The 12,863-nt window shown below is 62.0% G+C and carries 11 protein-coding genes; 7 read left to right on the top strand and 4 right to left on the bottom strand.

Annotated elements, in window-relative coordinates; genetic code table 11:
- Positions 1-56: 56 nt before the first annotated feature.
- The 5 genes from QQK16_RS05135 to QQK16_RS05115 all read left to right on the top strand — a co-directional run bounded on the left by QQK16_RS05135 (position 57) and on the right by QQK16_RS05115 (position 6,078).
- Positions 57-1,364 carry a lysine N(6)-hydroxylase/L-ornithine N(5)-oxygenase family protein gene (locus QQK16_RS05135; RefSeq protein ID WP_284195351.1) on the top strand — a complete coding sequence of 436 codons (1,308 nt, stop codon included), beginning with the start codon at positions 57-59 and terminating at the stop codon, positions 1,362-1,364.
- Positions 1,365-1,606: 242 nt separating this feature from the next.
- The gene (locus QQK16_RS05130) at positions 1,607-2,431 is read left to right on the top strand and encodes an ABC transporter ATP-binding protein (RefSeq protein WP_284195350.1); all 825 of its coding nucleotides are present in this window, start codon (positions 1,607-1,609) and stop codon (positions 2,429-2,431) included.
- Entirely contained in the window at positions 2,419-4,416 is a 1,998-nt protein-coding gene (locus tag QQK16_RS05125; protein ID WP_284195349.1) for an iron ABC transporter permease, read from the top strand. The genes QQK16_RS05130 and QQK16_RS05125 overlap by 13 nt, the downstream gene beginning before the upstream one ends.
- Entirely contained in the window at positions 4,413-5,216 is an 804-nt protein-coding gene (gene fhuF / locus QQK16_RS05120; protein WP_284195348.1) for a siderophore-iron reductase FhuF, read from the top strand. Before QQK16_RS05125 ends, fhuF begins: the two co-directional genes overlap by 4 nt.
- Positions 5,206-6,078 (top strand): ABC transporter substrate-binding protein, encoded by an 873-nt coding sequence (locus QQK16_RS05115; RefSeq protein WP_284195347.1) that lies wholly within the window; start codon positions 5,206-5,208, stop codon positions 6,076-6,078. The genes fhuF and QQK16_RS05115 overlap by 11 nt, the downstream gene beginning before the upstream one ends.
- A gap of 630 nt (positions 6,079-6,708) precedes the next feature.
- Here QQK16_RS05115 and QQK16_RS05110 read toward each other — a convergent pair.
- The 3 genes from QQK16_RS05110 to QQK16_RS05100 form a co-directional block, all read right to left on the bottom strand.
- The gene (locus QQK16_RS05110) at positions 6,709-7,542 is read right to left on the bottom strand and encodes an isocitrate lyase/PEP mutase family protein (RefSeq protein WP_284195346.1); all 834 of its coding nucleotides are present in this window, start codon (positions 7,540-7,542) and stop codon (positions 6,709-6,711) included.
- 77 nt (positions 7,543-7,619) lie between these two features.
- The gene (locus QQK16_RS05105) at positions 7,620-7,979 is read right to left on the bottom strand and encodes an NIPSNAP family protein (protein ID WP_284195345.1); all 360 of its coding nucleotides are present in this window, start codon (positions 7,977-7,979) and stop codon (positions 7,620-7,622) included.
- Positions 7,970-8,500, bottom strand: a complete 531-nt coding sequence (locus QQK16_RS05100; protein ID WP_284195344.1) for a DUF1579 domain-containing protein — start codon at positions 8,498-8,500, stop codon at positions 7,970-7,972. Before QQK16_RS05100 ends, QQK16_RS05105 begins: the two co-directional genes overlap by 10 nt.
- A gap of 133 nt (positions 8,501-8,633) precedes the next feature.
- On the opposite strand from QQK16_RS05100, the gene QQK16_RS05095 reads away from it, so the two are divergent.
- Complete coding sequence (locus QQK16_RS05095; RefSeq protein ID WP_284195343.1) at positions 8,634-9,536, top strand: LysR family transcriptional regulator; 903 nt, start codon at positions 8,634-8,636, stop codon at positions 9,534-9,536.
- A 374-nt stretch (positions 9,537-9,910) separates the two neighbouring features.
- Positions 9,911-10,510, top strand: coding sequence for a hypothetical protein (locus QQK16_RS05090; protein ID WP_284195342.1), 600 nt, complete (start codon positions 9,911-9,913; stop codon positions 10,508-10,510).
- Between the two features lie 185 nt (positions 10,511-10,695).
- On the opposite strand, the gene QQK16_RS05085 is transcribed toward QQK16_RS05090, so the two are convergent.
- Positions 10,696-12,678 (bottom strand): methyl-accepting chemotaxis protein, encoded by a 1,983-nt coding sequence (locus QQK16_RS05085; protein ID WP_284195341.1) that lies wholly within the window; start codon positions 12,676-12,678, stop codon positions 10,696-10,698.
- Between the last annotated feature and the right edge of the window lie 185 nt (positions 12,679-12,863).

Here is a 12,863-nt window from a genome sequence, read left to right as displayed (position 1 = left end):
CGACTGGGCCGGTTTGCTGCCGGCCCAGCAATCAAATTCATAACCCAGGAAGCATCATGACAGTTCAACTCGACATCGCCGGCATAGGCGCAGGTCCCTTCAATCTCAGCGTGGCTGCCCTGCTTGCGCCCATCCAGACCATGCGCAGCCGCTTTTTTGACAAGCGCGAGCACTTCGACTGGCATCCCGGCATGATGCTGGACGATGCCAAGCTGCAGACCTCCTTCCTGAAGGATCTGGTCACGGCTGCTGATCCAACCAGCGCCTACTCCTTCCTGGCTTATCTGGTGGCCCATCGCCGCTTCTATCGCTTTATCAATGCCGAATTCAGCCATGTGCAGCGCCGCGAGTTTGCCGACTACCTAAAGTGGGTGGCCGGCAAGCTGCCAAATCTGCAGCTCAATCACGAGGTGCGCGAAGTACAGTTCGGCGAAAACGGCTTTACCCTGCGTTTCGATCAGGGCGAAGCCAGGGCCCGCCACCTGGTGGTGGCAACAGGTACCACGCCACGCATCCCGGAATGGGCTCGGCCGCATGATCATCCGCAATGTCTGCACACCCACCGGTATCTGGCACGGGTGCCAGGCGTGGACGGCCAGCGGGTGGTCGTGGTCGGCGGCGGCCAGAGTGGCGCCGAAGTGGTTCTGGACCTGATGTCCGGCAAGCGTGGCAAGCCCGCCTCCATCACCTGGCTGTCACGTCGTCAGACCCTGGAAGCGCTCGATGAAACGCCCTTCTCGAACGAATTCTTTACACCCTATTACGTCGATGCCTTCCACCGCCTACCCATGGCACGCAAGCCTGCCATCGTCGACCGGCAAAAACTGACCAGCGACGGCATATCGCCCGATACGCTCAAGCAGCTGTATCAGGCGCTATATACCAATGGTTTCCTGACTGGCGACAGCCAGTGCCTGCAGATATTGCCTCACCGCGATGTCAAGGCGATGGAGGCAGCGTCCGGCGGAGGCTGGACACTGACGGCGCATAATGGCTTCGACGGCCAGTATGATAAGGTCGATGCGGATGTCGTCGTCCTGGCCACCGGCTACCTGACCAAGGTGCCAGACTGCCTGGCACCGCTGCAGGACAGGCTGGACCTGGACCCGGAAGGCCGGTTCTTGCTGCAGCGGGACTTCTCGGTAGACTGGGCCGGGCCATCCCAGCATCGTATCTATGTCCAAAACGGTGGCCGTTACAGCCATGGCATTGCCGACCCACAGCTGAGTCTGGCGGCCTGGCGTGGCGCCACCATCGTGAACTCCATATTGGGAGAGGAGCGCTACGCCACGGCTGATGCGCCGCTGCCCATTGCCTGGGCCACGCCAGACCAGGCCGAAGCCTGCTTGGAGGAGGCGGCCTAGTGGGTGTTGCCAGTAGCCGCATTCGGTCGTGATGGGGCACAGGCTGTGAGCGTATCTGCCGGCCTATTCGGACATGGGATGGGTATGAATGCATCCCTGCGGGGCGAGTGTGCGTCACTCCGACGACCCACACTGATAGTTGTGAATGCTGCTGTGCAACAGACAGACTGGACAAAATACGTAATAATTCTCGTTTGAATTATCAACCGGGCGGCCACACTATGGCTGCCCCGTCAGCGTTTATGCATACAGCTTCCCAGGCCCCCGAGACCCTCAGCGCCGAGCAACTGGCTGTGACATTGGGTGGGCGCACCATCCTGCAGGCGGTGAACCTGATGTTTCCGGCAGGACGGATCACCGCCCTGTGCGGGCCCAACGGCTGCGGCAAGAGTACCTTGTTGCGCACCCTGGCAGGCCTGATACGGCCCACCTCGGGTACTGCCCGGCTGGGCGATGCCCCTATTACCGATCTGGCGCCCAGGGAGCGTGCCAAGCGCCTGGCCATGCTGGCGCAATCGCCGCTGACCCCATCCGGCATGACCGTGCTTGAGCTGGTGTGCTGTGGCCGCTTTGCCCATACCGGGCTTGCCGACAAGGTAGGCGTGGAAGACCAGCGCTGGATCAACTGGGCCATCGACGCCACCGGGTTGGCCGCCTTGCGCGACAGAGAGCTGGCCGCCCTGTCGGGCGGTGAGCGGCAGCGAGCCTGGGTGGCCATGGCACTGGCGCAGGGCGCGCGGGTACTGCTGCTGGACGAGCCCACGACCTTTCTGGATGTGCGCCACCAATTGGAAGTGCTGCAACTGGTGCATCGCCTCAACCGCGAGCACGGCATGACCGTTGTCTGGGTACTGCATGACCTGAACCAGGCCGCTGCATTCTCTGACCATATGGTGCTGCTGCGGGAGGGGAGGGTGTATGCCAGTGGACATCCTGCCGATGTGGCGACTCCGGCCCAGCTGGAGACCATATTTGGCGTGCCGATGTGGCGTGGCGTGGTGGATGGACAATCGGTCTGCCTGCCCAGGATGGCCCAGACGATCGAGGTGTTGGCATGCGGGGATTGAACGGCGCGTCACTGCCACAGCGCCTGCCCTGGCTGCTGACTGCCGGCCTGATTCTGGCACTGTGCTGGAGCTTGCTAGGGCCGCTGCCGTCGGGTCGGGCAACGGTGTTGCAATGGCTGGCTGGCGGTGTAGATAGTGGCATGCTGTGGGTGGCGCTGGCCGAACTGCGGCTTCCCCGCCTGGCGGCCACGCTGCTGGCAGGTGCCTCGCTGGGTATGGCGGGTTGCCTGCTACAGGCCTTGTCGCGTAATCCGCTGGCCTCTCCCAGCGTGCTGGGGGTGACTGCCGGCGCGCAGCTGGGTTTGATCGTGGCCGTGCTGCTGCCTGCCAGCATGGCGCTGGCAGCCGTGCCAGCGGTGTTTGTCGGTGCCCTTTTGGCCGTTGCCTTGTGTTTTACTGTGGCGGGCGGTTGGCGGGCACACCCGCTCACTCTGGTGCTGGCTGGCACGGTAGTGTCGCTTCTGCTGTCGGCCGTGGTCAGCTTGCTGATGGTGCTGTTCGACCAGAACGTGGCCGGCGTCGCATTGTGGAGCGCAGGCTCGCTGTTCCAGCCCGGTTGGCGGGGTGTGACGACCAGCCTGCCCTGGTTCTGCCTAGCACTGCTGATTGCCTGGCGCAGCAGGGCATCGCTGCAACTGCTGGCCCTGGGCGACGATGCCGCCTCTGCTGTGGGTCTGGACGTGGATCGCTTCCGCCGCCGCCTGCTGTTGGTGGCTACCTTGCTGTCGGCGGTGGCGGTTACCCTGGCTGGGCCGATTGCCCTGGTGGGCCTGATTGCTCCCAATCTGCTGCGTATGGCTGGCCTCACCCAGTCCAGCCGATTGCTGCCTGCCTCTGCCCTTGCAGGCGCCCTGTTGCTGGCCCTGGCCGATCCGGCCGCCGACTGGCTGGCTGATACCAGCCGCAGTATGCTGCCGCTGGGCATTGCTACGGCCCTGGCCGGTACGCCGCTGCTGCTGTGGCTGATCGGCCGGCAAAGCCATACGGTATTGCCGGCACCCACGCCGCAACCGCAAGGTCGCCGCCGTGATCAGCGGTTGGTGCTGGGCATGGCGCTGCTGGCGGTATTGTTCGTAGCTATGCTGGCGCTGCAAATGTCGCCCGCAATGCTGCAGCAGGCCTGGCGTGAGCCAACCAGTTTTGCCGCCTTGCTGGTGGATTTGCGCGGTCCCCGCATAGGCGTGGCCATGCTAGCTGGTGGCCTGCTGGCGGCCAGCGGCGTGTTGCTGCAGGGAGTGGTGCGCAACCCGCTGGCCGGCCCGGAGTTGATGGGCCTGAGCCAGGGAGCCGCTCTGGCCGTGCTGCTATCGCTGTCACTGTTCGTCGAACCCACTCTGGGCTTGCGTCTGCTGTTTGCCTTGGCCGGAGCGGCCGGCATGCTGGGTATATTGCTGTGGGCTACCCGTCGGCACTCCTGGGAGCCCATGCAATTGGCTCTCGCTGGCATGGCATTGGCGACGCTGGGCGGCGCCATGGGCACACTGGTGGTATCGCAGTCCAAGCTGCAGGTAGCCCAGGCGGTAACCTGGCTGGCCGGCAGTAGTTATGGCCGAGGCTGGCCCGAGGTTGTCCTACTACTGGGGGGCGTACTGTGTCTGCTACCCGGCGCCTACTATCTGGCACGGGGGCTCGATCTGCTGGGGCTGGGCGACGAAACCGCCAGCAGCCTGGGCTTGGCTGTCCAGGCCACCCGTCTGCAAGCCTTGCTGCTGGCCAGCGCACTGACTGGCGTCGCCGTGGCCGCGGCCGGCCCTGTGGGTTTTGTCGGCCTGGTGGCACCCCACTTGGCCAGTTTGCTGGGCGTGGGCCGCTTCCGCGTCCGCCTGGTCCTGGCGGTATTGCTGGGGGCCTCACTCTGCGGCTTGGCCGATCTGGCCGGCCGCACCCTGCTGGCCCCGCGCGATCTACCGTTCGGCCTGGTGACCGCCTTTATCGGCGCCCCCTATTTTCTCTGGCTGCTGGCCAAGGCGCGCAGGACAGCATGATGGAGAAGGTAGACCCTAGACAATGGCTGATCGGGCCACTGGCCCCCTATACCCGCTGCATGGTGCTGGCGCCCGATGGTGCCGAGGAATTCCCCGTTTCCAGCCTGCTTGATCCGGCCTGCATGGCCGAGGTGCTGGCTCCCTATGCCCGGCTGCATCCCGGTGCACCCCGGCGGGCCTTGGTTTCGCAGTGGTCCAAGCGCTACTTTGCCAGTCTGCTGATTCCCATGGTGCCGCTCCTGCTGGCGGGCTGGCGCATGCCGCAGGCCATGGGCGCATTGCACCTGCGGCTGAACGCCCAGGGCGAGGTCTGCGCTTTCCGTTATGCCGAGGTCGGCGCCCCCATGCTGGCCGGACAGGCCGCTGCCGAGCGTTGGCTGCCGCTAATGGACCAACACCTGCAAACGTTGATTGCCGCCCTGGCGAAGCACGGCAAGGTGTCGCAGCGGGTGCTGTGGAATAATTTGGGCAATCTGCTTGAAGCCATCTTTGGGCAACTGGCCAAGCTCCCCCAACCGCCCCTGGTGCTGGAGCAGGACAGGGCCTTCCTGCTGGAGAACGCTCTCTGGCCGGGCGTTGACCCAGATGGGCCTGATCGGCGCAATCCCATGCGCCACCCGGTGCACTACGTCGCGCCGCTGATTCCCGAAGTGATCGCCGAGCCCACCCGGCTAAGGCGCCACTGCTGTCTGCGGCACGAGGTGCCTGGCGTGGTGTACTGCGCCACCTGCCCGCACCTGACCGCGCTGAACCAGACCCAACTGCACGCATTGATGGAGCATTGGCACCATGAAGACTGATCGCCGCCATTTCCTGGCTGCCGCCGGCGGACTGGCGCTCAGCCCCCTGCTGGCACGGGCACACAGGCGCACACCACGCGTGTTGACGTTGGAGTATCACGCCACGGAGATGGCGCTGGCGCTAGGCATCGTCCCAGTAGGCGTGGCCGACCCCAAGGGCTATGCCCGCTGGGTGGGTGTAGGCAAGGATCAGCTGCGCCATGTGGCCAGCGTCGGCAACCGGCAACAGCCCTCGATAGAGGCTATGGCCCGGTTGCAGCCCGACCTGATCATCGCCGTCGGTTTCCGCCACGCCAGCCTACGCGGCCTGTTCGAGCGTATCGCGCCAACCCTGATGCTGCCTAACCCCGAACAGGACGGCCTGGCCGGGGTGTACAGCGACTATCGAAGTGTAGGTGCTGCACTGGGCCTAGCCAGCCGTGCCGAGCAGGCATTGCAGCAGCTGGACGCGCAGATCGCGACGGAACGCCTGCGCTTGCAAGCTGCCGGCTGGGCAGGCAAACCCCTGGCCATACTGCAAGGCTTGGGCGGTGTATCGCAGATGTGGGCCTTCGCCGGCAACAGCGTGCCCGGTGGTATACAGAAAGCCCTGGGCCTGACCGGCCCGTGGATGGGCATCACGGCCAGGCAAGGTGTGGATACCAAGACGGTGGAAGACCTGCTGAGCCTGGACACCACCCTCGCCCTGCTCAGCGATGGCCGCCCCGGTGCCAGTAAATCGACCATCTGGCAGCAGGTTCCAGCAGTGAAGCAGGGCAGGCTGATCGAACTGCCCGCAGGCCTGTGGCCTTTCGGTGGCCCAGTGTCGACACCTAACCTGGTGCATGCCCTGAGCAGCGCCTTGCTGCGTGTCGCGAACTGAGGGGCTGGTGCGGTTCAGCAACCCTTATTTTCGAATCGAACCGCATCATCGGAGGAGACATCAGCGTGCGTGCTGGCGTATTGGTCATGCCGGGAGTAACGCTGCTGCCGGCTAGTCCTATTGCTGCAGATCGTGAAATACCGCTAGCAGTGCCAGGGGAGACCAAACGAGTACAAACGGGAAGTCGCTGAATGGTATGTGTGCGTGGCCGGCGTAAAATCGGGCCATTGTTCATACAGGATAACGCCAGCACCCCCTGCGATGCAGCAGATGAAGCCTACAAGGCCTATGCGCAATAATCGCCTCATCGTGATAACTCAGCTAAAAAGTCGTAAAGAAATCACGCGGAGGAGGCGGATATGCCCATAGCTTTTTCGTTCCCGTCACGTCAGTCAGCGACCTTTGGTCGAGGCTGATATCGCCGTGACAAATAGCTTGCCCTTGTCGTCGCCGCGACCAACTTGGTCCGCAGTGCAAGCTTGTTTCTGCCTCGTTCTTATGTAGCCGGCGTTTGAGCACGAATACGTCCACCCTGAAGCGGCCAATCGACTACAAACTCGATAGTTGTAGTATGCGTACCCGCTACAACGCCGGCAGTTGCTACGTCATGGCCGTGGTAGAGCGGGGACGCTAAGTTCCCCAGTAAGGCCCAGGTTGGGGGGGCGACGAAAAAAGCGCATTCATCTCCGCATACTCCACGGCCCTGTCGGTGAACAAGCCAGCCGCTTGGTGCGTATTCAGCAGGGCCTGAGTTGTTGTGAATGTGCGCCCATAGGCTAATAGAAAGTTTGCCGGGCCGGCGGTGAAACGGCGCGCACCTGCCGCAAACAGCGCCGGGATGGGAGGCATGTCTGGCAGCAGCATCAGGTTGACCGGCAAAGCTGTTCGTGTCGCGATAAATGCAGTGTCGTCGATGCTTGAGAGGCCCGGCACAAATAAGCCGTCGGCCCCAACTCCTTGATACTGCTGGGCACGCATCAAGGTGAGTTCGAGCGCCTCTGCTCCCGTCGCCAACCCACGCAGGTAGACGTCGGTTCTGGCGTTGATGAACAGCGGCCTCTTGCCCAATGCCTGGCGACAGGCTGCTATTTTTTCGACCAGCAAGTGGGAAGGTTGTGCGCCGTCCTCAAGGTTGATTCCGGTGACGCCCGTCTGCGCTACCTCGACGACCAAACCAGCCACTTGTTTTGCGTCGTTGCTGTAGCCATCTTCCAGATCGACAGTCAAAGGGACTGTTAAAACCCTTTGAATTCGCGCAATGGCCGCCAACAACTCGTGGCGCGGCAGGGTGCTGCCATCTGCATATCCGAGAGACCAGGCCAATGCCGCACTGGAGGTTGCCACTGCGGGAGCGCCAGCGCGTTGAAATATTGCTGCGCTGGCTGCGTCCCAGGCATTGGGTAGAACCAGCGGTTTCGGCTGGGTGTGCAGTGCGCAAAAATGGATGTGGTTTGGGACGGTCATGAGCAGCTCCGTATCACTCTATGCCTTCGTGTCAAAGGCGGTGTTCGGTCTATGTTGGACTAATGCTTCGGGGCAAGTTAGTCGGCGAGCTGTCCATTGCTGGTGAGGGTTCGATTGCGCAAGGCCTCGACGCGATCGTGGCTCATCTCTATCACCACATTGCTGTCTGATGCGATCAGACTCACGATGGCTTCTCGTGGACCGTTGCGCCAGGTAGGGCTTGCATAGAAGGCCGCCTGGACGGCTTCCAGGTTGGTTAAATCGTGGAAGGCGCGAATCAGGAAGTAGCAATCCCTGTCGTGGAGCGACGGGCCAACGTCCAGTACGTCAATGCCCCACGCCAGCATCAGGGGCAGGCTTTGTTGGCTGATCAGCTGGTGGAACCGATCTCCGCTGCCTGGTACAAGCCGGTAGCTGCGAATCTCGATTACAGGCATGCTGGTGTTCCTGCCATGCCATCGGTACGGCGGAAGTCCATCACCCAATTGACCTCCCAGTTGTCCCCGCCATCGGTGGAGAACGCTTGCTCCCAGCGTGGCTGCCCCAGTTCAGAGCATTGAGTCCACAAGAAGCGAACGCGAATGGCTTGGCCGTTGTATGTGTCATCGGCGTAGAAGCAGCCCTTGCCGTCTTTGAAGCCACCTACAACGGGCGTATCGAGACGACCTGGATGACGACCATCCAGCCACCAGATCGACCATAAACCACTTGATGCGTCAAAGCTTCGGATGGTCAAGGCCCGGTAATCACCATCGGGCAGGTGGATCACGTTGTCATCCACATTGGCACAGCCTCCCAGCAGCTTTTGCATGGTAGAGCTGCCTTCAAAGTGTTCCCACTCCTGGCAGCCGGTCAGCCGTTCTTTGAGACGACTGTGCTGGATCTGCCAGGAACCGACAAAGAAATCGAAGTCAGAAGCAGCACCGGTGCTGGGGAGGCTGGTTGTAGGGTTTGTCATGCCAGTTTGCTCTTGGGGTGGGCGATATAAGCAGCGAAGTATAGGTGGTTGATCGGTTTTCCTTTCATCCATCTGTGCAAGCTATCATGTCAAAAATGCAAACTCGCGCTTTCGCAACCTGTGGTAGCCCGCCATGACCCAAAGCCCTAAATCCTGGGACGACTTACGTTTCTTTTTACACATTGGTCGTGCTGGATCACTGACCGCAGCTGCCGACACGTTAGGGGTCAGCCATGCTACCGTTTTTCGTCGCCTGGGATCTCTTGAAGCCGAGCTTGGCGTGCGTTTGTTTGAGCGCAGCCGGGCTGGCTACGCGCTGACCGAGGCGGGGCAAGAGCTATTGCAAGTTGCCGCTGATATGGAAACCGAGTTGGCCTCTGCAACACGGCAACTCGGTAAGCGTGCGGCCTGGCCAGGAGGGGTTGTGCGGTTGACCACCACCGACACCCTCATGCATGCTGCCCTGGCACCCTTGCTCAGTGTCTACCAGCGGCAGGCTGGTGTGCAGTTGTTGATCAACACCTCCACGGTGCAGCAAGACATTCTGAAAGGCGAGGCCGATGTGGCCATTCGTGCGGGCGGCCGGCCGGCGGACCCACTGGTGGCAAGGCGCCTGTGCCGCATCGAGTCCACGGTGTACCGTTCCCGGCAGATTGGTGGCGCAACACCCAGCAACCTGGCCGATTTCCCCTGGGTTGCTGGCGACGAGACCTTCGCGCACCTGGATTCCACCAAGTGGTTGTACCAGCAAGGCTTGGACGCCAACGCCGTGCTGCGCACCAACAGCCACGTCAACGTATTGAATTTGGTTAAAGCCGGCGCAGGCTTGGCCGTGCTGCCATGCTATCTCGGCGATTTGGAGCCCAGCATATGCCGCGTGTTACCGTCGCCGCCCAAAGTGTGGAGTAGCGACCTTTGGCTCCTCACCCGTTTGGAATTGCGCCATGTGCCACGCATCAAGCAACTGTTTGACGCGGTGTTTGAGGGCACTCGTCCCATGGTCGAGCTGTTTGAGGGGCGCGCGGCATTGTCCTGACATTAATCTCCACTCGCGGTCGCAATGACACGCGAAATACCTACCTCTCAAGACAATATATGCCGGAGCCTGGTTGCCAGTGTTGTTCCATTTGTGAGGGGTCAACCAAGCAATACGCCAGGTCCCATGGCAACAGTACAGGCCTTTTCCCCAGGGGTGCGACGGAGACTATGCCGTTCATAGGGGGGGGGCAGGAGCATCGCTTGGCGTAGTAAATCCCCACAGCTAGGAGAACGGTCATTGAATTGGCTGGCCGCAACCAGCGCGCCAATTCGGCACGGCGGGCTATCGCCGTTTTGCCGTATCTCATGCTATGGTGCGCGCCTATGCCATTTTCATAATTGGCTGAGATAAACAGAACAAACAAAGGAGAAATGATGACAATACTGATTACCGGCGCCAGCATACAGCTGGCCCAGGCACAGGCGATGGCCACGATAGAGCGCTTTTCCGCTGCGCAGCAGGCGGGGCGCCCGCACTTCTATTTCAACCGTTTTTGCCTGGACCAAGCGGTTGCAGCAATATTCGGCGACAACATGGCTTTTGTGTCGACAAGCGACTTCCTGTCGCAAGTGGTGGAGCGCGTCGCTGCCGCCCATGCCGAGCTGGACGTGCAGAAGCACGCTTGGCGGGGCCGCACACCGGGTAATTACATTCGTTTTGCCCAGATTCCCCTGGTTTATCAGGCGGCTGTGCGTAATCTGATAGACAACAATAATCCCTTTCCCGGGCATTGCCGTGGCCCCCACACCACCAACCCCGGCGCGGCCGGTGCCGGCACGGCGAGCGAGTACGACCTGTCGGCCAGCAGGGACGGGCGCCTGACCATACGCACGCTGGGTGGGCGCCGCGCCTTCTACTACTCGCGCCACCATGCAGCCGCGACCTATGAGTACCTGCTGATCACCGACAACGCCAATCGGCCGATCTTCCGGGGCAACTTGCCGCCTAACCTGATGCGCGTGCCGGTCTAAACGGAGCCTGCTCGCTCTGTAGGGCCACCTACGGCGGCGATCAGTCCAGTAGGCAAGGGGGCACAACGGCGCTGTTGTCCCTTGCCTGCAAGTGATCTGTTGAATCAAGTCGGCATGACCATCTCATCCGTCTTCGCTCGCTTAGCTGCAGTGACGTCCAATGTCGGAGTCTGAGCACAAGCGAATCAAGCCAATCGGAATCGCCGCAACAAGCCCTGCAACTCGCCGGCCAACTGGTCCAATTGCCCCGCCAATTCAGCTGCCCGGTCGATGGAGCGGCTGTTTTCCTCTGCCAATTGGGCAATCTGTTCCACCCGGTTGGCGACTTGTCCGCTGGCTGCCTGCTGTTCCTGCATGGCTGCGGCGATCTGGTTGCTGTCCTGGCCAGTGATGACGGCCTCGTCGTTGATGCGCTGCAAGGCCTCGGCGGCACTGCGCACCAGTTGCACGCCGCCGTCCATGCGTCCGCAGGATTGCTGCATGGCATCGGCCGAGTGCACCGTATCGGTCTGAATATGGTTGATCAGCACGGATATCTCGCTGGTGGCCTTGCTTGCCCGCTCGGCCAGCTTGCGTACCTCGTCAGCCACCACGGCGAAGCCGCGCCCCTGCTCGCCGGCACGAGCGGCTTCTATGGCGGCATTCAGTGCCAGCAGATTGGTCTGGTCAGAGATATCACGTATCAGCCCGACTATCTCACCAATTGCGCCGGAGTGCTCGCGCAGGCGGGCCAGTGCGGCGCTGGATTCATCGACTTGCTCACGCATCTGCTCCATCTCGCCTACTGTCTTGCCAGCAATCTCGGCGCCTTTTCCTGCCAGGCTCTGCGTGCGCATGGCGTGGGTTTTCGAGTCGCTGGTGATGGCAGTCACTGCCGAAATACTGACCGACATTTCCTCTACCGCCGCCGCAATGGCCGATACCGCCTCGGATTGCAGGTGTGAGGCACCGGCCACCTCGCCCGCCGTGCTGGCCATTTGTTGTGTTGCGCCGGTTACGGCCGCCGCACGCTGGCCGATATCGCCCAAGGTTTCGGCCAGCTTGTCCAGTAGCAGGTCGAACGCACGGCCTATACGGGCCAATTCATCCGTGCCAGGTAGCTGTACCCGTTCGGTCAGGTCCAGATGCTCGCGCACGCCATCCATCACTCCTTCCAGCCGCTGGATAGGGTGAATGATGCTGCGGGCCACTACCAGCACGATGGCGCCGACTACCAGCAATACCACGGCCAGCAAGCCCAGCGACCAATAGAGCTGCTGGTACGCCGCATCGCGGCGGCTGGTCGCCGTGCCGGACAGCTCGCCCAATAGCCGGCCCTGCAACACATGCAAGGCATTGATGCGAGCGGTTGAGGTGGCAAACCATTGCTGGGCATCGCCTTGCAACTGCTCCGCGCCTATGGCCGCCAGCGCCTGCTGCCGCAGTGCAGCCGTGCCGGTAAAGTCGGCCGATTGCTGAAGCTCGGCGTGCTGCTGGCGTAGCCCGGCGCCCGCATATTGATCGAACTGGCGGGCACAGATCTGCTGGCGCGCTACATTGCTGCTGACTTTGAGCCCTTGCGTCAGGTCTATCTTGCCTGCGCTGAAGGCGCCATTGAGCAAAGCACGCTCACGGCCGGATTCCTCCTTGTAGCAAAGCAGGCCGATCAGCGCCTGGGTTTGCCGCAATAGCTCAGGTTCATCATTCACCAAGGCGAGTTGATCGACCACGCCCAGCAGCGTTTCGATGCGTTCGCTGTAGGCACTGATGGCGGCAGCCGGCGCCAGGCCTCTGCGGTCGACCTCGCTGCGTACGTTCGACAACGAGGCCAGGCCCGCTTCGCTGCGAGTGAGCACCTGGCCCAACTGGCCCTCGGCCGGATTGGCGGCCAAGGCAGCGCGCCAATCGGCAGCGGCCTTATCCGATTTCGCACGCGGTTCGGTGAGCACGCCAGCATTGCCATCAGCCTTGGACAGAAAACCGGCGCTGGTGCCACGCTCAACCTGCAAGGTATGGATCAGCGCGCCGGCGCGGTCGGCCAACACGGTCAGGCGTGTGGTGGCTTCCAGCTGTTGGGCCAGTTGATAGCCAGACCACGCCCAACTGGCTGCCGCCAGCAACAGGCACAGCAAGGGCAGGGCCAGTAGCAACAAGAGCTTGCCGCGGATAGGAATATTCGCCAGTGTCATGTCGTGGACTCCCCATATATGCACCACAAAGGTGGTGCCTTACCGATGCTTGCCACGCAGGCAACAGCCGGTAGCAATATATTTATAGTGACTCCATGGAGGGCTGGCATGCGGGGCGTCCATACCGTCCATCCGATAATGGTGCGCCGCATCAAAACTGGAACGCTGGAGGCGCCATCAAGGCA

Origin of the sequence: Chitinimonas prasina, assembly GCF_030160395.1 — a bacterium.
Taxonomy (GTDB): Bacteria; Pseudomonadota; Gammaproteobacteria; order Burkholderiales; family Chitinimonadaceae; genus Chitinimonas; species Chitinimonas prasina.
Note: the sequence above shows the minus strand (reverse complement) of the source record. Positions and strands in the feature narration are given on the sequence as shown.